This is a genomic window from Pseudanabaena sp. FACHB-2040 (assembly GCF_014696715.1).
Classification (GTDB): domain Bacteria; phylum Cyanobacteriota; class Cyanobacteriia; order Phormidesmidales; family Phormidesmidaceae; genus JACVSF01.
Window position 1 is genome coordinate 149,993 of record NZ_JACJQO010000005.1, and the last position, 20,249, is coordinate 170,241.

17 protein-coding genes are annotated in these 20,249 nt (G+C 53.4%); 7 read left to right on the forward strand and 10 right to left on the reverse strand.

Annotated elements, in window-relative coordinates; all coding sequences use genetic code 11:
• Nucleotide 1: 1 nt before the first annotated feature.
• The 5 genes from H6G13_RS04435 to ureE form a co-directional block, all read right to left on the reverse strand.
• Nucleotides 2–1,174 (reverse strand): branched-chain amino acid ABC transporter permease, encoded by a 1,173-nt coding sequence (locus tag H6G13_RS04435; RefSeq protein WP_190481966.1) that lies wholly within the window; start codon nucleotides 1,172–1,174, stop codon nucleotides 2–4.
• 460 nt (nucleotides 1,175–1,634) lie between these two features.
• Nucleotides 1,635–2,945, reverse strand: coding sequence for an urea ABC transporter substrate-binding protein (gene urtA, locus H6G13_RS04440; protein ID WP_190481967.1), 1,311 nt, complete (start codon nucleotides 2,943–2,945; stop codon nucleotides 1,635–1,637).
• A gap of 170 nt (nucleotides 2,946–3,115) precedes the next feature.
• Complete coding sequence (gene ureG, locus H6G13_RS04445) at nucleotides 3,116–3,742, reverse strand: urease accessory protein UreG (RefSeq protein ID WP_190481968.1); 627 nt, start codon at nucleotides 3,740–3,742, stop codon at nucleotides 3,116–3,118.
• A gap of 4 nt (nucleotides 3,743–3,746) precedes the next feature.
• Nucleotides 3,747–4,451, reverse strand: a complete 705-nt coding sequence (locus tag H6G13_RS04450; RefSeq protein WP_190481969.1) for an urease accessory protein UreF — start codon at nucleotides 4,449–4,451, stop codon at nucleotides 3,747–3,749.
• Nucleotides 4,444–4,938 (reverse strand): urease accessory protein UreE, encoded by a 495-nt coding sequence (gene ureE, locus H6G13_RS04455; protein WP_190481970.1) that lies wholly within the window; start codon nucleotides 4,936–4,938, stop codon nucleotides 4,444–4,446. Before ureE ends, H6G13_RS04450 begins: the two co-directional genes overlap by 8 nt.
• A 332-nt stretch (nucleotides 4,939–5,270) precedes the next feature.
• On the opposite strand from ureE, the gene H6G13_RS04460 reads away from it, so the two are divergent.
• The 6 genes from H6G13_RS04460 to H6G13_RS04485 all read left to right on the forward strand — a co-directional run bounded on the left by H6G13_RS04460 (nucleotide 5,271) and on the right by H6G13_RS04485 (nucleotide 14,049).
• Nucleotides 5,271–5,855 carry a helix-turn-helix transcriptional regulator gene (locus tag H6G13_RS04460; RefSeq protein ID WP_190481971.1) on the forward strand — a complete coding sequence of 195 codons (585 nt, stop codon included), beginning with the start codon at nucleotides 5,271–5,273 and terminating at the stop codon, nucleotides 5,853–5,855.
• A gap of 183 nt (nucleotides 5,856–6,038) precedes the next feature.
• A complete protein-coding gene (locus tag H6G13_RS04465) occupies nucleotides 6,039–6,818 on the forward strand; it encodes a photosystem II S4 domain protein (protein WP_190481972.1) in 780 nt (259 codons plus the stop codon).
• A 119-nt stretch (nucleotides 6,819–6,937) separates the two neighbouring features.
• Complete coding sequence (locus tag H6G13_RS04470; RefSeq protein WP_199305732.1) at nucleotides 6,938–8,278, forward strand: hypothetical protein; 1,341 nt, start codon at nucleotides 6,938–6,940, stop codon at nucleotides 8,276–8,278.
• Between the two features lie 287 nt (nucleotides 8,279–8,565).
• Nucleotides 8,566–10,632, forward strand: a complete 2,067-nt coding sequence (locus H6G13_RS04475; RefSeq protein WP_190482877.1) for an NAD(P)H-quinone oxidoreductase subunit 5 — start codon at nucleotides 8,566–8,568, stop codon at nucleotides 10,630–10,632.
• 230 nt (nucleotides 10,633–10,862) lie between these two features.
• A complete protein-coding gene (locus H6G13_RS04480) occupies nucleotides 10,863–12,452 on the forward strand; it encodes an NAD(P)H-quinone oxidoreductase subunit 4 (RefSeq protein WP_190481973.1) in 1,590 nt (529 codons plus the stop codon).
• A 166-nt stretch (nucleotides 12,453–12,618) separates the two neighbouring features.
• Complete coding sequence (locus tag H6G13_RS04485) at nucleotides 12,619–14,049, forward strand: trypsin-like peptidase domain-containing protein (protein WP_190481974.1); 1,431 nt, start codon at nucleotides 12,619–12,621, stop codon at nucleotides 14,047–14,049.
• A gap of 16 nt (nucleotides 14,050–14,065) precedes the next feature.
• Here the strand turns inward: H6G13_RS04485 and H6G13_RS04490 are convergent, their stop codons facing one another.
• The 5 genes from H6G13_RS04490 to H6G13_RS04510 all read right to left on the reverse strand — a co-directional run bounded on the left by H6G13_RS04490 (nucleotide 14,066) and on the right by H6G13_RS04510 (nucleotide 18,613).
• The gene (locus tag H6G13_RS04490) at nucleotides 14,066–14,272 is read right to left on the reverse strand and encodes a chlorophyll a/b-binding protein (RefSeq protein ID WP_190481975.1); all 207 of its coding nucleotides are present in this window, start codon (nucleotides 14,270–14,272) and stop codon (nucleotides 14,066–14,068) included.
• A gap of 402 nt (nucleotides 14,273–14,674) precedes the next feature.
• A complete protein-coding gene (locus tag H6G13_RS04495) occupies nucleotides 14,675–15,130 on the reverse strand; it encodes a GNAT family N-acetyltransferase (RefSeq protein WP_190482878.1) in 456 nt (151 codons plus the stop codon).
• A 72-nt stretch (nucleotides 15,131–15,202) separates the two neighbouring features.
• On the reverse strand, nucleotides 15,203–17,047 hold the full coding sequence (gene ilvD / locus H6G13_RS04500; RefSeq protein WP_190481976.1) for a dihydroxy-acid dehydratase: 1,845 nt from the start codon (nucleotides 17,045–17,047) through the stop codon (nucleotides 15,203–15,205).
• Between the two features lie 146 nt (nucleotides 17,048–17,193).
• Nucleotides 17,194–17,355: a hypothetical protein gene (locus H6G13_RS28285; protein WP_199305734.1), complete on the reverse strand. Its 162-nt coding sequence runs from the start codon at nucleotides 17,353–17,355 to the stop codon at nucleotides 17,194–17,196.
• Between the two features lie 331 nt (nucleotides 17,356–17,686).
• On the reverse strand, nucleotides 17,687–18,613 hold the full coding sequence (locus tag H6G13_RS04510) for an AraC family transcriptional regulator (protein WP_190481977.1): 927 nt from the start codon (nucleotides 18,611–18,613) through the stop codon (nucleotides 17,687–17,689).
• 168 nt (nucleotides 18,614–18,781) lie between these two features.
• On the opposite strand from H6G13_RS04510, the gene H6G13_RS04515 reads away from it, so the two are divergent.
• Nucleotides 18,782–20,152: an MATE family efflux transporter gene (locus tag H6G13_RS04515; RefSeq protein WP_190481978.1), complete on the forward strand. Its 1,371-nt coding sequence runs from the start codon at nucleotides 18,782–18,784 to the stop codon at nucleotides 20,150–20,152.
• Nucleotides 20,153–20,249 lie beyond the last annotated feature (97 nt).

Consider the following 20,249-nt stretch of genomic DNA (forward strand, 5'->3'; position numbering starts at 1 on the left):
CCTACACCTCTACCGAACGGCCTTTTTGAGGGAACATGCCCGCAGGGCGAACCTGCAGGAAAGCAATAATTAGCGCAAATACCATGACTTTAGCCATGCTAGTGGTGGCAAAGAAGGTAAAGAAGTCGGTTAGAGGCTGCAGCGCCGCAAAGGGCGACAGTACCAGTGCTAGGGTACCGGAGCCGACCAGATACGTCACAATGCCGATCACCATTGCAGCCACGATGCTACCGACCAGCTTACCGACGCCACCGACCACTACCACCATGAAGGCATCAACAATATAGTTGCCGCCCAGGTTAGGCCCAACGGAGCCCAGCAGCGTCACAGCGCAGCCTGCAATTCCGGCTAAGCCAGAGCCTAAGGCAAAGGTCAGCGCATCGACCCGCTCTGTAGGAATGCCTAGACAGGCGCTCATGCTGCGGTTTTGCGTCACCGAACGGATGCGCAGACCCCAGACCGATTTCTGCAGAAACCAGTAAACGCCCGCCAGGCACAGAACTGTCAGCACAATGATAAACAGTCGGGCATAGGGAAACTGCAGCACCGTACCCAAGGCCAGACCGCCCCGCAGCCAGCTTGGTGGCGTTACGTCTACGTTGCGGGCGCTGAACCAGGCGCGGGTAAACTGGGCGCTACCGGAATTTTGAATGATGAAGCCGGCTAGGGTTGCGATCGCAAACGACAGCAGGAAAAACACCGGGTTAGCCCAGTTCCGAATGCGCTCCCAGTCGGTATAGCGCTTGAGCACCCACAAACCCACTACGAATAGCGCCGCAAAGATAACCAGGCCAATGGCCATGGGCCAGTTCACGCTGCGCACAAACTGCCGCAAAATCAGGCTCACGCCCCAGGTGGCCAGCAGCGTTTCCAGAGGCCTGCCATAGAGGTGACGAATTACGCTGCGCTCCAGCAGCAGGCCCACCAGCGCCGCCACCAAAAAAGCCAGGGGCAGCGCCACGAAAATATAGCTTTCCACAGCCCAGCCGCCTAGGCCCTTAGCGCCGTTCTGCACCACGTAGGTGGTGTAGGCTCCGAGCATCATCAGCTCCCCGTGGGCCAGGTTAATAACGCCCATCAGTCCAAATACGATGGCCAAACCCAACGCCACGATCAACAGCACCGCACCGATGCTGATGCCGTCGAACAGGCCAGCAATTAAGCCCTCAATCACAGTCTTTACCTACCTAAGCTGAACTAAAAACAGACGCTCAAGACCAGAGCCGCTCTCTTTAACTGTCGAACCAGTTAACTGTTGAGCCAGTCAACTGTCAGGTCAATCAACTGTTAAGCCAGTATCGTATCGAGCCGCCAATTCCAAAAAAGTTCAAAGGCAACAGTCACCCTTTCCGGATTTTCCCTCCCTGTTGGGTAGTGCTTTAAAGGTGCTGCGGATTGTCCCTAACTGCACAAGCGCTTTTGGCTTAAGACAGCTTAGTTAAAGATCAACCCCCCTCAAACTATCGACCAAAGCCTTGGCGTGAAAAAGACATGCTACAGATAAAGGTGCGCTCAGACAACGAACGCACCCTGCATTGTGTACCTTGTTTGATAGAGAGTGGCTAATTCAGTTACAGAGAGATGACTTGGTTATTTCTCTGCCTGCTTAGCCCAAACTGACTATCTTGCCTAGACTACGCCTTGTACTTGCCGCCCTTAGCTGGGTCAGACCAGTCGCAAGCAAAGCCTTTGGTGTCAGCTACGTACTGGTTCCAAGGCACCGGATCAACCGGCCCTTCGGTAGACCAGACAATGTCAAACAGACCATCGTCACGCACTTCTCCAATTCTCACGGTCTTGGAGATGTGGTGGTTGGGGAACATTGTCACCGTTCCCTCAGGAGCGGCAAACTCTTGTCCGTAAGCAGCCTCCCGCACCGCTGCGATATCGAAAGAGCCGGCCTGCTCAACCGCCTGCTTCCACAGGTAAACCATGATGTAGGCCGCTTCCATCGGGTCATTGGTCACCCGGTCTTCACCGTATTCGGCCTTGAAGTCGGCTACCCACTTCTCATTTTCAGGGGTTTCTACGGTCTGGAAGTAGTTCCAAGAAGCGTACTGATTCAGCAAGAATTCCTTACCGATTTGGCGGACTTCTTCTTCAGCAATACTCACCGACATCACAGGATAGCGATCAGGGGTAAGACCAGCACCCTGCATCTGCTTGAAGAAGGCTACGTTGCTGTCGCCGTTCAAGCTATTGAAAATCACACCACCGTTTGGCAGAGCGGCTCTGATTTTAGTGATGATGGGAGTAACTTCGGTGTTGCCCAGAGGCAGGTAGTCTTCGCCCACAGTTCTGCCGCCCTTGGCTGCCAACTGCTCTTTGATGATGGTGTTGGCGGTGCGGGGGAATACGTAGTCAGAACCGACCAGGAAGAAGTCTTGGCCCTTGTTTTCTAGCAGCCAGTCAACTGCAGGCTCAATCTGCTGGTTGGGTGCAGCCCCGGTGTAAAAGATGTTCTTGGAACATTCTTGGCCTTCGTACTGCACCGGGTACCACAGCATGTGGTCCTTGGACTCAAATACGGGCAGCACTGCTTTCCGGCTAGCCGAGGTCCAGCAGCCGAACACGACCGAAACCTCGTCTTGGTCAATCAGTTTTTCAGCTTTCTCTGCAAAGGTAGGCCAGTCAGAAGCGCCATCTTCCTGAACAGCCTGAATCTGCCGACCTAAAACGCCGCCAGCAGCATTAATTTCTTTGATGGCGAGCATCTCAGCGTCTACCACAGTAGTCTCGCTGATCGCCATGGTGCCGCTCAGAGAGTGAAGGATACCGACCTTCACAGCATCGCCACTATCGCCCGATGCTGTAGTGGTTGCACCACCCTCGGTAGACGTTCCCGTGGTGGTACCACCACCGCCACACGCCTTCAAGAGTACGGCGGTTCCCATTGTTGCCGAACCGTACAACAGGAACTTTCTTCGATTAATTCGACTGGACATTCAAGCTCGCTCCTGACTCACAAAAACAACGCACGCCACTATGCGGAAAAAATTCTGCAATCAAGGTGAGATATTAGAGTCAGGGTCGGCACAAAAGTGTAGCTTACGCTACCAAAACGCCTAAAGCGTCTGTAGAGTAGATGAAGATTGCAAGTACCTTAGGGTAGAGGTCAGGCCGTCCCAGATGCTGAAGTTGCTTCTGGAAAAGCATAGTGCTGAATAAAGTCAATGACTGTTTCTAGCCCCTGACGAGTTTTAAGATTAGTGAAGACAAAGGGCTTGGTGCCCCGCATTTTCAGGGTGTCTCGCTCCATTACCCCTAAATCTGCTCCTACTAGGGCGGCCAAGTCAATTTTGTTAATCACCAGCAAATCAGATTTAGTAATGCCGGGGCCACCTTTGCGCGGTATTTTTTCCCCTGCTGCCACATCAATGACATATAGGGTCAAGTCCACTAGTTCAGGACTAAAAGTAGAGGCCAAGTTGTCGCCGCCACTTTCAACAAAGATCAGGTCTAGAGGGTGAAGGCGAGACTCCAGATCCTCAATTGCCACAAGATTGATCGAGGCATCTTCTCGAATGGCCGTATGCGGGCAGCCGCCGGTTTCTACCCCCAAAATTCGATCCTGGCTGAGGGCTTGGCTGCGAACTAGAAACTGGGCGTCTTCCTGGGTATAGATATCGTTGGTGACGACAGCAATGGAATATTGGCTTCTCAGTGCTTTGCAGAGCGCGTCTACTAGGGCTGTCTTACCCGACCCAACCGGGCCTGCAATGCCAACTCGAAATGGGCTCATAACATTAACTTCTAAACAACCGGCTGTAGAGGGTTTCGTGCTGCATGCTAGCTAAGCTTAGGCCCCAGCCGCTGCTTTCTAGCTGATCGTCTGTCAGTAGCAGCAGTGATTGGGTGGCTGTTTCTATGGTGGGGTACAGGTTCAGCAAAAGCTGTTGCCCGGCAGTTTGACCCAGAGGCACCAGCTTGATTGCAGCATTAACCAGGTTAGTGGCCCAGCTTTGGAGGTAGCCTAAAACGCTGGTTTGTAGGTCAATTTGCCAATAGGCAGCGGTAAGGCCAAAGGCAACCGCAAAGTTGCAGGGGCTGCCTAAAGCAGTGAGTTCGTCTCTCAATTCGGGATGAATCTGCTCCAACATGCGGATCAGGGCTCGTCCCATCTGCCAGCTTTGTAGCCGCAGTTCTTCGCTTTCTCGGGCGGCTGATAGCCAATCATTCCAGTAGGTGAGCGTGGTGCGATGGTCGAAGCTCGACCCATAGGGGCCATTGCTTTTCTGGAAAGCGCCATGAACTCGCAGCAAAACGGCGGCCTCTAAACGCACTGATCCCCGCTGCAGTTCCTGGGTAATCCAATCTTCCACCTGCTTTGGTGTAGGTAGTTTACCTGCATCCACCAGAGTTTCTAGACCTTCTGAATAGCTGAAGGCTCCCACGGGCAGAGCCGGACTGGCAAGCTGCAGCAGTCGTAGGAGTGCCTGTGTTTCAGTCATGAGTGTGTGGGGTAGATGAGTGGACGGGGTGAGGGGTGGACGGATGAGGGCCTGCGTGGCTGTGGCTGTAGGCTCCGGCTTCGGGGACAAAGGGCGCGAATTCGGCTTTCACTTCAAGACCAAGCTGGTGCAGCATGTCTTCCAGCACAGGGTCAGGTTCGAGCCTCAGGTAGTCGGGGGTTACTTCTAGAGCAATGTGGCGGTTACCCAAGTGATAGGCTGCCCGCAGCAGCTGCAGGGGGTGGTCGGCGGTCACAGTGAGCACAGGCTCTGGCTTGGCTAGAACGCGAATCAGGCTGCCATCTTCGGCTGCTAAGAGGTCTTGGCCCTGCAGAACGGTGCCTCGAGGCAGTCTGAGGTAGATGGGCTGGCCATCGTCTGCCGTGAAGTGGTGGCGCGATCGCACTCGTTCTGCGGCTGTTAGTGAGAGGGTGGTAACCACCGCAGCAGCGGAGTCGGAAGAGAGACGGTGAATCAGGATGTGCACGGCTAACTTGAGTGCAGTTGACCTAAATACTTAACACGATCTCTAGCAAGCTGCCGATTAGAAATCGGGCGCGCCATGATTGCGGATTGTAAACAAAATCTTGTTTCGAGCCTGCTTAAAAACTTGCTAAATTCACCTGAAAATCAGGAGTTCCACGGATTGAAAGCCTGCAAAAGGATGATAGAGCAGCGAAGGTCAGATCTTTAATTGGCACTTCATTTCCGGATCAGCCTTATATCAGCTTGGGGTCTCTCATACCAGAACCGAAAGCTTTCGGTTTCCCCCAGATGACTCAAAAACAACTTTGTTGTTACAAGGAGCCCCCACTGATTATGATTGCATCCCCTTTTAAGCAAGCATTACTAGAGCAGCCACGACCTGACACCCTAGACTTAGCAACCCCCATCTCAGTTTTAGCCACGATCCTGGAAGGTTTTTCCGATGGTGTTTTGCTTCTAACCGACCGGGGTGAATGCCTTCAAGTTAACTGTCAGGGACGCCGTCTGTGCCGCCTACTCAGCCCCAATCAGGCAGTTCCCTCAGAAGTTTGGTCCCTCTGCGAAAAATTAATCGAAGGCCGGAGCCTGCTACCCGACATCAACCTCGTGCTGTCAGACACCGTGACCAGCGCTGCTGGGTCCACTATTTCTATTCGGGCGCAGTGGATTGAATTTGGTGGTCACGGCGAAACCTGCCTCTTGGTGATGATGGAAGATCAAACGCAAACCGCCAAGGTCTCTGCCCTACTGGAATCTCGCCAGTACAACCTAACCCCCCGAGAAACCGAAGTCTGGCTGCTGCGGAAAACCAACTGCAGCTACGACGAAATCGCCGCAAGGCTGTTCATCGCCCTGAACACTGTCAAGCGCCACCTTAAGAGCATCTACGCCAAGCGTAAGCAGGTGTTGGAGGAGTAGAGGGTGAAGGGGAGGTGGGTGGATGAGTGGGAGGGTGACAGGAGGCAAACCCGCATTTCCCTACTTTCCCATTCTCCCTTACCTCCCCTATCTCCTCCACCTACCCATCCACCCCCTACCCATTTACCCATCCACCCCTCCCGCCCCCTGGTGTAGAGTCAAGAAAACGCTCTCACATCAATCATGCTGCCGAAGGACGAACTGCTCAAACACGTGGAAAACCGGGAGACGCTGGCCCGGATTTTAGACCAGACCGAACAGGCGATTCGAACCTGGGAGGTGGTAGTGACTGGGTTCTTGTCTCCTCCAGAGTTGGTGGAGGCGCAGGATCTGTTTCGGCGGCTGACGGAGGTGCATACTGCGGCTTGGGGAGGCTATCCTCAGGCAGAGCGGCAGCGGCTTGCGATCGCACGTATCGACCTGCCGCTAGAGCCTGAACAAATTCCTCTAGCCTTGATTGATTTGGCTGGCAATTTTCTTTTTGACCCGGCCAGTCACCGAGACTTTTTGGGCTCGCTTTTGGGTACAGGGCTGGTGCGCGACAAGATTGGCGACATTTTGGTGATGGGCGAACGGGGAGCACAGGCCATTGTGGATCCGGAGCTGGTGGAGTTTCTTGAACTCAACCTGACCCAGGTGCGATCGGTGCCGGTCAAGACCCGCGCCCTCGACTGGAGCGAGCTTAAGGTCAGGCCGCCCCAGAAGAAAGAACTTACGACCGTTGAGGCCTCTCTGCGCTTGGATGCTGTAGCCTCTGCGGGCTTTGGCATGTCGCGCAGCAAGATGGCCGACATGATCACGGCTGGCGATGTGCGGGTCAACTGGAAAACCATTACCCAGTCCAGCCACAACGTGCAGTCGGGCGATTTGGTAGCGATCCGCGGCAAGGGGCGGCTGGAGATTGGCGAAGTAGCTGTGACTAAAAAGGAACGCTATCGGGTCAACCTGACGCGTTACGTGTAGGCTTAATGATCCCAGTTGGCGGAGTGTTGGGCAGGAACGGTTGCCGGAAAAGCAGAATTTGCGATTGAAGAATCCTCTGGGAATTCTGTACTGAACGCTTTTTCGGATTAAAAACTATCATGCCTCGCCTGTGCGATCGCGCCTTTGAAATTCTCGCTGCCGAAGTGAAACGGCTCTGCGGCTCCGACCCGCTGCAAAAAGTTAGGCAAGACATCGTCTTGAAGCGGCTAGAGCGGTTCCGATTGGGAGAAGGGTCGCCGTTGACCCTGGCTGAAATGCGTCAGGCTGTCGAAGACATCTTTCCAGAGTTTAGTGAAAAGGTGCTCAAGCGAGCAGCCAAAGCCAATGGGGCCGCTGTGGTGCAGCGCCAGTTGGGCTGCGTTGGGGCAACGGCGTTGGGCTTGGTAGGGCTGACTGGGGCAGTCTGGCTTTTAAATCTGCCCTACCCGATGATCCGATGGCCGGTCGCCCGCGTTGCGCCGATCGTCCTGCTGCCCAGCTTTATTCGCATGGATCGCGACTATCGGCAAACGGTTTCTCTAGTGGCCCAGGCTGATCAGCTAGTCAACCAGGCTACCAGCGCTCAAGATATTGAGCTGGGCAACGAAAAAGTGACTCAGGCACAAAAGCATCTAGACGGCCTACCGGTTTGGTTTTTGGGCTACTATCCCCGGACCTACTGCACCTTCGCTAGCTGCACTTGGCGCTTTACCTTCGACGAGTTCCAAACCGCCCGATCCGAAGTGGGTCGCATGGAGGCCCGCGTTTTTCAGGAGAAAAATTCCCAGGATTTGCTGCAAACGGCTACAGCTACAGTCGAGACAGCTAAGCAGACTTACCGCACTTCCCAGGAACCCTCAGCTAAGACCGCTGCCCTAGTCGCCTGGCAGTCGGGTATGGACAAGCTCAACGAGATTCCGGCTGAGACCTTGGCTGGTCGCATGGCTCAAACTAAGCTAGCTGCCTACTCCCGCGATTACGAACAGGTGGCAGGTAGCGTGGCTGGGAGCACCCGATCTAATACGCTGATTGGAGCCGCTCGAGAATTCGCGCTGACCGCCGCCCAGGAGGGGCAAAACCCACCCCACAACGCCGACACCTGGCGCAGAATTGCAGCGCTGTGGGAGCAGGCCATTGACCGTCTAGAGCAGGTACCCGTAGAAGATGCCGGGTATACTGAAGCCCAGCGCCTGCTGGCAAGATATACCAACGACAGGGGCATTGTCGAAAACAAGATTTCAGCTGAAGAAGACTCTGTGAGGGCGTTTGAGTCTGCTCAAACAAAAAATCAGCAATTTCTGGCGCAGGACCTAGAGGCAATGGCTCCCAATCAAATTGCCAGCGATCTACAAGGCATTACCAATGACCTGAGAAAGGTGCAGTCGGGTACAACGGCTTACCAAGAAGCTCAAGAAATGTTGCGCTCGGCTGAAGGAAAATTGAAGCAGCTCAATCGTTAAGTCTTTAACAATAAGGCTTTTGAATGACGAGTAAAAACTCATAAAAGCTGAGATTTTTCTTTAAATTAACCCGCTGAGTTTGACAGCTCTTGCTGAAACCCTTTCATAGTCTGGAACATAGCGATCTTCCCTAAAAAGAAAGATTTCTCATATTTCATCAGATTTCGGGAATTTCCAGGCGGTCTAGGGTCAAACGAGAGATATCCGATCAGGATTGATGTGTCAAAATGTAAGCGGTTTTTGCCAAGCTGCTAAAACCGTCGGAGTAGGCATACGCAATGGAATCTATAGACGCTTTATATCAATATGCCTGGCTAATACCTGTGTTGCCCTTGATCGGGGCAACCGTGGTAGGAACGGGTCTAATTTCCTACAGCCAGAGCATCAACAAACTGCGACAGCCTGCGGCAATTTTCATCGTCTCCCTGACTGGGGCGGCGATGGTTCTGTCCTTCTTGCTGTTTTGGAGTCAGGTGCAGGGCCATGAACCCTACACCAAAATGATTGAGTGGGCCTCCGCTGGAGACTTCCGCCTACTCATGGGCTTCACCATCGACAACCTGGCTTCTTTGATGCTGGTGATTGTCACGACAGTTGCCTTTTTGGTGATGGTGTACACCCACGGCTACATGGCCCACGACCCAGGCTATGTCCGCTTCTACTCCTATCTGAGCCTTTTTACATCTTCTATGTTGGGGCTGGTAATTAGCCCTAACCTCGTCCAGGTCTACATTTTTTGGGAGCTGGTAGGGATGTGCTCCTACCTGCTGATTGGCTTCTGGTATAACCGCAAGCCCGCAGCAGATGCCTGCCAAAAAGCCTTTGTGACTAACCGAGTAGGCGACTTTGGCCTGCTCCTAGGTATTTTGGGGCTGTTTTGGGCCACTGGCAGCTTTGACTTTGCCGTCATGGGCGAACGCATGACCGCCCTGGTCGAAAACGGCAGCCTGAGCGCTGGCGTAGCGGCTATTTTTGCCATTTTGGTCTTTTTAGGGCCAATGGCCAAGTCGGCCCAGTTCCCGCTGCATGTGTGGCTGCCCGACGCGATGGAAGGCCCCACTCCCATTTCGGCGCTGATTCACGCAGCAACGATGGTAGCCGCTGGGGTCTTCCTGGTGGCGCGCATGTATCCGGTGTTTGAAGAGATCCCGGTAGCGATGAATGCGATCGCATATGTCGGGGCCTTCACTGCCTTTATGGGCGCAACGATTGCCATTACCCAAAATGACATCAAAAAGGGTTTGGCCTATTCCACCATGTCTCAGCTGGGCTACATGGTGATGGCGATGGGGGTAGGTGCCTACGGAGCCGGTCTGTTTCACCTGATGACCCATGCCTACTTCAAGGCCATGCTGTTCCTGGGCTCTGGCTCTGTGATTCACAGCATGGAGAGCGTGGTAGGTCACGATGCCGCCTACGCCCAAGACATGCGGATGATGGGCGGCCTGCGTAAATACATGCCGGTCACGTCTGCGACCTTCCTGATTGGCACCCTGGCGATCAGCGGGATTCCTCCCTTTGCTGGCTTTTGGTCCAAGGATGAAATTTTGGGAGCCACCTTCAACGCCAATCCGGCGCTGTGGGCGGTTGGCTGGGTGACGGCTGGCATTACGGCTTTCTACATGTTCCGGATGTACTTCAGCACCTTTGAAGGGCCTTTCCGGGGCAACGACCCGGCGGTGCGTCAGCAGATCAAGGTGGAGCAGCTACAGCGCATGGGCCTGTCGATGGGGCCAGGGGCGATGAACTCTCAGGAGCTCACGCTAGACACTGAAGAATCCGACGCTGATCATCACGGTCACGAGCCGCATGAGTCGCCGTTCTCGATGATTTTTCCGCTGATGGTGTTAGCGGTGCCCTCGGTTTTGATCGGTTTGGTCGGAACGCCTTTTGCCAACCGCTTTGAGGAGTTCATTCATCCGCCTAGCGAAACGCTTCAGGACGTGCTGGAAGCCTCTGAGTCTTTTGACCTGAATGAGTTTCTGCTGATGGGCGGTAGCTCGGTTGCCATTGCGGTGGTTGGGATCATTCTGGCGGTGCTGATGTACCGGACTCGGGTGATTGATCCAGGTGCGATCGCAAGCCGCATCAAGCCCTTCTACAGCCTCTCCCTCAACAAGTGGTACATCGACGACATCTACGATGTGGTCTTTGTTCAGGGCAGCCGCAAGCTAGCCAAACAGGTGCTAGAAGTCGACATCCGCATTGTCGATGGTCTAGTTAACCTGGCGGGCTTTGTCACCCTGATTACTGGAGAAGGTCTGAAGTACCTCGAAAATGGTCGGGCCCAGTTCTATGCCCTGATTGTCTTCGGGGCTGTGCTGGGGCTGGTGCTGCTCTCGGGCGTTACCTAAGTTCTGGTAGAAACCCGGTTCTTTGGAAGAACCGGGTTTTCAGTCCGACAACGGGTTTCTTTCCCGTGACAGATTTTGCCCACCGATTCTTTCTTTAGAATTTCTTCCGGTCGTATAAAAACTGTTGCAATTTTTCCAAACTTTAAATTTGTTCTTTTAGATTCGTTACTAAGCAGGCACACTGCTCAGGTTTTCGCCTCCCATAGATACCGTGAAGACAGGCAACCCCTATGGATCTCGCGCATTTTCCCTGGCTCACGACAGCCATTCTTTTTCCCATCACTGCGTCTCTGGCGATTCCCTTCCTGCCCGATGAAAATGGGCGGACGGTACGCTGGTACGCCCTAGTGGTGGGCCTGATTGATTTCATGATTTTGGTGGCGGCCTTTTACCTGGCCTATGACCCCACCCAACCAGGCCTTCAGCTGGTTGAAAGCTATACCTGGGTGCCCCAGCTCGATCTCAAGTGGTCAGTTGGTGTAGACGGCATCTCGATGCCCTTAGTGCTGCTAACCGGCTTTATTACCACCCTGGCTACCCTGGCCGCATGGCCGGTCACCCTCAAGCCCAAGTTCTTTTACTTCCTGCTGCTGGCTATGTACAGCGGTCAGCTCGGCGTATTTGCCGTGCAGGACATGATCTTGTTCTTTTTCATGTGGGAGCTGGAGCTGATTCCGGTTTACCTGCTGCTGGCTATTTGGGGCGGCAAAAAGCGGCTCTATGCAGCGACCAAGTTCATTCTCTACACCGCTGGCGGCTCCCTCTTTATTCTGGTGGCCGCACTGGCGATGGCCTTTTACGGCGACACCGTCACCTTCGACATGAGCGCTCTAGCCGCCAAATCTTACCCGCCCAACATGCAGCTGCTGCTGTACGGGGGATTTTTGATCGCCTATGCCATTAAGCTGCCCATCATTCCGCTGCATACCTGGCTGCCCGATGCCCACGGGGAAGCCACAGCTCCGGTGCACATGCTGCTGGCAGGTATCTTGCTAAAAATGGGCGGTTATGCGCTCATCCGCATGAACGTGGGCATGTTGCCCGAGGCTCATGCCTATTTCGCGCCAATTCTGGTGATACTGGGCATTGTCAATATCATCTACGCTGCCCTTACCTCCTTTGCCCAGCGCAACCTAAAGCGCAAGATTGCCTATTCCTCGATCTCCCACATGGGCTTTGTGCTGATCGGTATTGCCTCTTTCACCGATTTGGGCTTGAGTGGAGCAGTGCTGCAGATGGTCTCCCATGGTCTAATCGGGGCCAGCCTATTCTTCTTGGTAGGGGCTACCTACGATCGCACCCACACCCTGATCCTGAGCGAGATGGGCGGCATTGGCAAAAAGATGCCAAAAATCTTCGCCATGTTTACCACCTGCTCTCTGGCCTCCCTGGCCCTGCCCGGCATGAGTGGCTTTGTGGCTGAGCTAATGGTGTTTGTCGGCTTTGCTACCAGTGATGCCTACAGCTACTCCTTCAAGCTGGTGGCGGTGCTGCTGATGGCCGTTGGCGTCATTCTCACCCCGATCTACCTGCTCTCTATGCTGCGGGAGATCTTCTACGGCCCTGAAAACAAGGAGCTGGTAGAGCACGAAGACCTGGTTGATGCCGAACCGCGTGAGGTGTTTATCATCGCCTGTCTGCTGGTGCCCATTATTGGCTTTGGCTTCTATCCCAAGCTGCTGACCCAGGTCTATGACGCGACCACGCTGCGGCTGACGGCTCACCTACGCGATGAGGCGTTTACCAGTGCTGATGGTGCCAGCTCAGTTGTGCCGCTAGCGGCTCTGCCGGTGCTAAGAGCCCCTGCGATCGCACCCTGATCGAAGTTCCCTTTTGTAAATCCCCTGCCCTGTAGCGTTTGGCTCAGGCAGGGGATTGTTGCTGAAACCTTCAGATATCCCGAATCTCAGCCTATCTTCTGTATTAATAGAGCAGGCTCCTGTATCAATAAAGACAGGGCCAGTTCTCCAACTTCATGAGGCCTGTATGGAAAAAAGACTGTTGCGGACGTTGGCATCTGGTACATTAACCCTGACTGCACTGGCAGGAGTTTATAGCAGCGCCCCATCTACCTGGATGTCGCCGCTAACAGCCCGACCCGCTCTAGCCCAGGCTAATGATGAAGATACCAACATTCGCGTTTATGACATTGCTAGCCCTTCGGTGGTGTCAGTTGAGGTTGGAGAAAACGGCGGCAGCGGCAGCATTATCACGGCCAATGGCCTGATTCTGACCAACGCTCATGTAGTGGGCAATGCTCGAGAAGTCACGGTGCGCTTGTCGGATGGCCGAGTCTTTACAGGAGATGTGGTGGGTTATGGGGAGAGTCGCCTCGATCTAGCAGCGGTGCAGCTGCGGGGCAACCCTCGCAACCTACCTACTCTACGAATTGCTCCAGCAGGTTCAACCCGAGTGGGGCAGCGTGCCTTTGCGATCGGTAGTCCTTTTGGCCTGCAAAATACCTTTACGGTAGGAATTGTCAGCCGCATTGACCAAGAGCGGGGCCTCATTCAGACCGATGCTGCTATTAACCCCGGCAACTCTGGCGGACCGTTGCTCAATAGCCAGGGCCAGCTGGTGGGCGTAAACACCTCTATTTTCACGACTGGCGATACGGGCGGCAACATTGGCATTGGCTTTGCCATTCCCGTCGACCAGATAATGCCGTTTTTGGCCGCCGTTGAGAACGGCACAGCAGCAAGTTCGCCTACAGTTGCCAGCTCTCGCGCCGATAATCCGCCTGTCTCCATTGCAATCAATGGTCCAGCGGTTCGGGGGCAGCTAGACGATAAGAGCAACATCCTGCCCGACGGTAGCTACTTCAATGCCTACGTGTTTGAAGGGCAGGCAGGCCAATCTGTAGCTATTGAGATGGTCAGCCAAGACGTCGATTCCTACCTGATCATGTTCTCGCCCGACAGCGACTTTTATATCGAGGACGACGACGGTGGCGGCAGCCTCAATGCGGCCCTGACCACGCAGCTTCCTGCCAGCGGCAGATACATCATTCTGGCTAATTCTTATGCCGAAGGAGAAGCAGGAGCTTATCAGCTACGGCTGACCAGTCAGAGCGGTGGCGGCAGTCCGGCTTCCAGCACAGGCCGCTACCTTTTGCAGGAGCAGGGTTCGCTAGGGCCTAATAGCCCGGTGCTGTCTGACAATTCCCCCTATGCCGAGCACACATTTCAGGGAACGGCCGGGCAAACTGTACGCATCAGCCTAGAAAGTGCTGACTTTGACACCTATCTGCTGCTGGTCGATCCGTCCCAATCTGTGATTGCCGAAAATGATGATGCTGATGGGAGCACCACCAATTCTCAGCTAGCGGTTAGGTTACCTGCCAGCGGCAGCTATACGGTGGTAGTCAATGCCTTCGATAGCTCTGGTCGAGGCCGCTATCGGTTAACAGTAGAGTGAGGGCCACAGGCCAACCCTAGCGCAGGCCAACCCAGGTAAAGAAGTCTTGATGAGTGACAAACTCCAGAATTAGCAGAGCAGTAAAGCCAATCATTGCAAACCGTCCATTGATCGTTTCGGCATAGCGAGTCCAGCCAAAGGATGGATTGAGATCGCTAGGAGGCAGGGCGCTAGTCTGAGGCTCTTTGGGTTGGACTGGAGTGTTTTCGGTTTCGGTGCTCATGGGGAATTTACCTGGCGGCCATTTCGCGGGTAGGAATACGGTGAGGAAACTATTTAACTGGAGGGGCGCAAAGCTTGGCGCTCCCCCGGATGGGCTGCTGAGCCAGATTTCGCTTCACCCTATAAAACAGCAGTATTGTAACCTTTTGCTACAGCTTTCGTCGCCCTCGCAAGTTCGAGATCAAAGCTTTGGCTGTCTTTGGGAGCAATTGACGAGCCTAACGGCAAAACGCAGCGACAGCGGATATCCTCGAACTCAGCACCACCGTTTTCTGACCGTCTCTGACCATGCTGTTTGCATGACAAAACCGACTGCAGCGCCTGTCCCACAACGGTTAGAAAACCTGTCTCCTACGTTAGTTGAACCCATTGGGGGCATGGTTTTCGCGCCTAATTCAGAAACTTAGAGTTCCCTAGTCATGAAAACACTGTTTGGGTCTTCTTTGTAGGTGGAAAAAGGCCGGCAGTTCTTAAAGCCGTATTTTGTATATAAGTTGCGTGCCGGAGCAAAAAACGGCATTGAGCCGGTTTCCAAACTGATACGTCGATAACCTCGTAGCTTCGCTCCCTCCAAAATATGTTGGAGTAACCTCGATGCAACCCCTTTCCCTCGGTAAGAGACATCTGTTCGCATCGACTTAATTTCAGCGTGGTCTGCGTCTAGCTCTTTAATTGCTCCACAGCCGATTAAACGACCATTATCCCAAACCGTCCAAAATGTAATTTCCGGGTTTTTCAACCCTTCTAAATCTAGGGCATGCTTACTTTCTGGAGGTGAAACAGACTTCATATCTTTTATGTGCTCCTCAAGAAATTCAGCAATTTCAGAGCTACAAAGATCGTCAATCTTTATTTCCATAATGGACGCTGATAATGAAGTTCGAATAAAAATGCGCGCCTTGGCGCGCATTTTTCATTTCCAGGTATTTCTTTATTCGAGCATTTCCAGGTTGCGCACTGCGCCTTGATCTGCGCTAGTTGCAAGCAGGGCATAAGCCTTGAGCGCTGCTGTCACCCGTCGCTGCCGGGGCTGTGCGGGCTTCCAAGCATCTTTACCCTTTGCTTCCATTGCAGCACGACGGTCGGCTAATTCCTCCACTGATATGTCTACGTGGATGCTGCGATTAGGAATGTCAATCAAGATGCGATCGCCGCTCTCAACCAGAGCAATATTGCCACCCGCCGCTGCTTCTGGGGAGGCATGACCAATCGAGAGGCCCGAGGTGCCGCCTGAGAAGCGGCCATCGGTCAGTAATGCACAAGCCTTGCCCAGGCCTTTGGATTTAAGGTAGCTAGTCGGATAGAGCATTTCCTGCATGCCAGGCCCACCGCGCGGGCCTTCGTAGCGAATGATCACCACGTCGCCCGGCTCTACTTCATCATTGAGAATGCCTTTGACGGCAGCATCCTGGCTTTCGTAGATGCGTGCCTTTCCTTCAAAGACCAGAATGCTTTCGTCTACCCCTGCTGTCTTCACAATACAACCGCGCTCAGCCAGATTGCCATACAGCACTGCTAGGCCGCCCTCGGTGCTGTAAGCGTTTTCAAGGCTACGAATACAGCCGTTTGCTCGATCCAGATCGAGGGAGGGCCAGCGGGTGGATTGACTGAACGCCTGCTGTGTGGGGATTCCTGCAGGGCCAGCTTGGAAGAAGGTGTGAATGGCTTCGTCGTGGGTTCGCACCACATCCCAGCGGTCGAGTGCATCTTTTAGCGTCTTACTGTGGACTGTTGGCACGTCTGTATGCAGCAGCCCAGCTCGATCCAGCTCACCGAGAATGCTGGGAATGCCCCCAGCCCGGTGGACATCCTCGACATGATATTGGGGCGTGTTAGGGGCTACCTTGCAGAGCTGGGGAACCTTGCGCGAGAGGCGGTCGATATCGGTCAAAGTGAAATTGACACCGGCTTCATTGGCAGCGGCCAGCAAGTGCAAGATAGTGTTGGTGGAGCCGCCCATAGCAATATCCAGCGTCATCGCATTCTCGAAGGCTTTGAAGCTGGCGATAGAACGCGGCAGCACTGAATCATCGTCTTGCTCGTAGTAGCGGCGAGTAATGCTGACAGCGATTCGCGCCGCGTTGAGGAACAGATCCTTACGGTCGAAGTGGGTCGCCAGCACGGTGCCGTTGCCAGGTAGAGAAAGGCCGATGGCTTCCGTTAGACAGTTCATAGAGTTAGCGGTGAACATGCCGGAGCAAGAGCCACAGGTTGGGCAGGCGGAACGCTCATATTCGTCGGCAACCTCATCGCTGATCCTGTCATCGGCGGCAACCACCATAGCGTCCACCAAGTCCAGTTTGTGCTCCGAGAGCTTGGTTTTGCCCGCTTCCATTGGGCCGCCAGAAACGAATACGGCAGGAATATTGAGACGCAGGGCTGCCATCAACATGCCGGGGGTGATCTTGTCGCAGTTGGAAATACAGACCAGAGCATCGGCACAATGGGCGTTGGCCATGTACTCTACCGAATCAGCGATGATCTCGCGCGAGGGCAGGCTGTAGAGCATTCCGTCATGGCCCATGGCGATGCCATCGTCTACGGCGATGGTATTGAATTCCTTGGCGACACCACCGGCGGCTTCAATCTCACGACACACCAATTGGCCCAGGTCTTTCAGGTGGACGTGGCCGGGTACAAATTGGGTAAAGGAGTTGGCAACCGCAATGATAGGCTTCTCGAAATCCTCGGTGTGCATTCCGGTGGCGCGCCAAAGTGCGCGGGCACCGGCCATATTGCGTCCTTGGGTGGAGGTTTTGGATCGATAGGTCGGCATGACGTATCCTGTTCGTTTAAAGAGTTGTTTATAGTCAGGCTCTAGAGGGTAGAGATGCGAGTGAGGCACTAAACCGCAGTGACTACAATAGCTGACTATACGATTCAATTGAAGTGACAGGGTTAGGCGTGCTCCTCGCCACCGCCCTAGATCGTGTTCCAGCCCAAGTTCAACACTTCGCGAAAGACAACCTTATCATCGCCTGTTGTGTAGAGGGCGCGAATGCGCGCCTCCTCGTAGCGGCACTTTACACAGAATGCCCGCGTACGCTCAAAGTCCGGCAGTCTAGACGTTTCCACTGGCAGCATACGTCCATTGGTCCATTGTCATCGTCAATAATCCAGAAGTCCTCTGTATCGCCGTTTCCTTGCAAAGAATCAGTTAATATCTAGCGCAACAGCTTTTGCCCGCTCGGTGGGAAAAGTCCAGTTACATTCGCTATGGCAAGCAGAGCATCGTATCCTCAGCTATGGTAGTCGAAGCCCAGGCAATAGCAATCACGACTGGTCACCACACAATTGCGCTACAAGATACTACAAGTGTAGATAGTTCAGCTCCCAATCCTTACAGATAGCCTTCAGGAGGGAATTCTCGGGTTAACTGTAGCGAAAACCAGCTTACAGTTTTGGCCTTGTCAATTTACTGCTGGACTGCTGCGGGTTTGGCGGTTGTAACAGAGCGTCGAAATGCTTTAGGTGTCGTTCCTGTAGACTGGCGAAACCATTTACCTAAATGACTGTGACTGCTAAATCCACACAATAAAGCAATCTCCATCACAGGCAAATTTGTGGTCTTAAGCAGCTGCTTTGCTCGCTCTACTCGCTGTTGAAGGACATACTGATAGGGCGATATTCCCATTGATTGCTTAAAGAGGCGGCTGAAATGGAACTGGCTGAGGCCCAGTAGTTTAGCGAGGTCAGAAAGCTGAATATCACTGGCTAAACAATCATGAATGTAATCAGTAACGTGAAGCAGTTGGTGACTACTCAAGCCTCCCTGCTGGCAAGCAATACACGACTGCCCAGAAGAATAATTTCTGAGCAGATGGACGATCAACAAATTAGTCAACGATTCAACATAGAGCTTGCCTGCTGATCCACCGTTGCGCAGCTCCTTCAAAAGCATCATGCCAATTTGTTCAATTTCTGAGTGTCTCGATTGAAATTCAGGTATCAGCTCTATAGTGTTAGAGCCCTTGCCATTCTCCTGCTGAGCAATTTGATTTAAAAATTCAGAGTCGATCAGAATCTGCAAATATTGGTCATCTTGAACCCATCGGCTCAGCAAAAGTGACCCGGCAGGAGCAATGGATAGATCACCTTTAGTAAAGAGACTGGTGTGGTTGCGATCGCCCATCTTTTGAAACAAGCGAGAGGGACGCTGATTGAGCGATAGGCAAAGCAAGTGCTTATTTTCATTGTGATAGATTTCCTCGCTCGGGGGCTGGTGAAACTCCTCGACCAAGATGTTTTCCCAGCCATAAGATTGACTAGAAATAATTGGAGGTTGAAGCCCACTGCTGAGCAATTGAACGGTTTCTGCTGAAGGCTGAGCGGTTGACGGCATCAAAGAAACCTCTTTACACGCTTCGCTAGCTGAATTTTAGCGTGTTGACTGTCGGCTGCGAAAAACTACAGCAAGATCCTGATAGTTGAGCAATGTTTGAGTAGCCTGACAACACCAGTTCTTCTAGAGTGAAAACCGTAAGTCAGTTTTATTGGGGAACGCTACAGCATGGTTATTCAAGCAGATGTTCAGCCCAGCATTAGGGTAGAAACTAGAGCTTTTCTAAGGCTGTCTATCCCACTTGCCAGTGCCCAGGTTGCCCAGGCTGCTGTTGGCTTTGTCGATACGATTATGATGGGGCATTTGGGCACAGAAAGCTTGGCGGCAGGCGGGCTCGCTTCAACGACCTTTCAGCTTTTGTTGAATGTAGCCAGCGGCTTTGTGATGGCCGTAAGTCCACTGGTAGCTGAGGCATATGGAGCAGGTCGAAAGGGGCAAGTCGAGCAAATCGCCCGTCAGGGGCTTTGGCTGTCGCTGCTTCTTAGCCTTCCCCTTATGATTGGGTTGGCGCATCTAGAGCCAGCTTTGGTGAGGCTCGGACAGCCAGCACCAATTGCCACGCTGGCGGCTCCGTATTTTGAGTTCATTCTGTGGGGGATCTTTCCGGCGTTGGGCTTTGCCATGTTGAGGGGGTATGCCTCGGCCCTCTCTCAAGCTCAGATCGTGACAGCAGTTGTCATGATTGGAACGCTACTCAATATTGCCGGAAATTATGTTTTAGGGTTCGGCAAGTTTGGCTTTCCGCGCATGGGGCTAGCAGGGCTGGGGCTAGCTAGCGGGCTTAGCTTCTGGCTAATGTTTCTCATTTTCCTCGTTTACTGCCTCAAGCATCCGCAGCTGAAGGAATATCGGTTCCTGCAGGATCTAAAGCAGTTCAACTTCAAAATTCTTCGGCGGTTGGGGGCTATTGGGGTTGCGATCGCAGTCACCATCGCCCTGGAATATGGTCTGTTTGCCGTTGTTACATTCCTGATGGGCATTTTGGGAACCGAGATACTAGCAGCCCATCAAACGGTTTATCAGACCATGTACATCATTTTCATGGTGCCGCTAGGGATGTCCTACGCCGTTACCGCCCGTGTGGGCCAATGGTATGGGCAGGAAGATCTCAGAGGAGCACGACGAGCCGGATATGTGGGCATAGCTCTTGCAGGCAGCTTTATGCTCGTAACGGCACTTGTGTTGGTGGTCTGCCGTCAGCAGGTTATTGGGATTTATATCGATATTGAGAATCCTCAAAATGCCAGGGTACTGGCTCTGGCGCTGCCCATGCTGTTTGTCTCAGCGCTAGCGCAGCTTCTAGATGGGGTACAGCGGGTGGCGATGGGTGCGCTGTATGGCCTTCAAGATACGCGGGTGCCCATGCTCCTGAGCGGCGCTGCATTTTGGGGGGTGGGTCTCACAACAGGGTATCTACTGGGGTTTTCGTTAGGGCTAGAAGGGGTTGGGTTGTGGATAGGGCAGTCGATAGGAGTGGCGGTTGCCGGATTGATCTTCGTCTGGAGGTTTCATCGGCTAACTGCTGCAAAGCATATTTAGGTTATTCGTAATTAGATCAGTTCGCAGGTAGATATACCTTATCAATAGCCTCTGCTAGCCTTCATCAACCTACTCAATGCCCACCAATTCCTTAGAC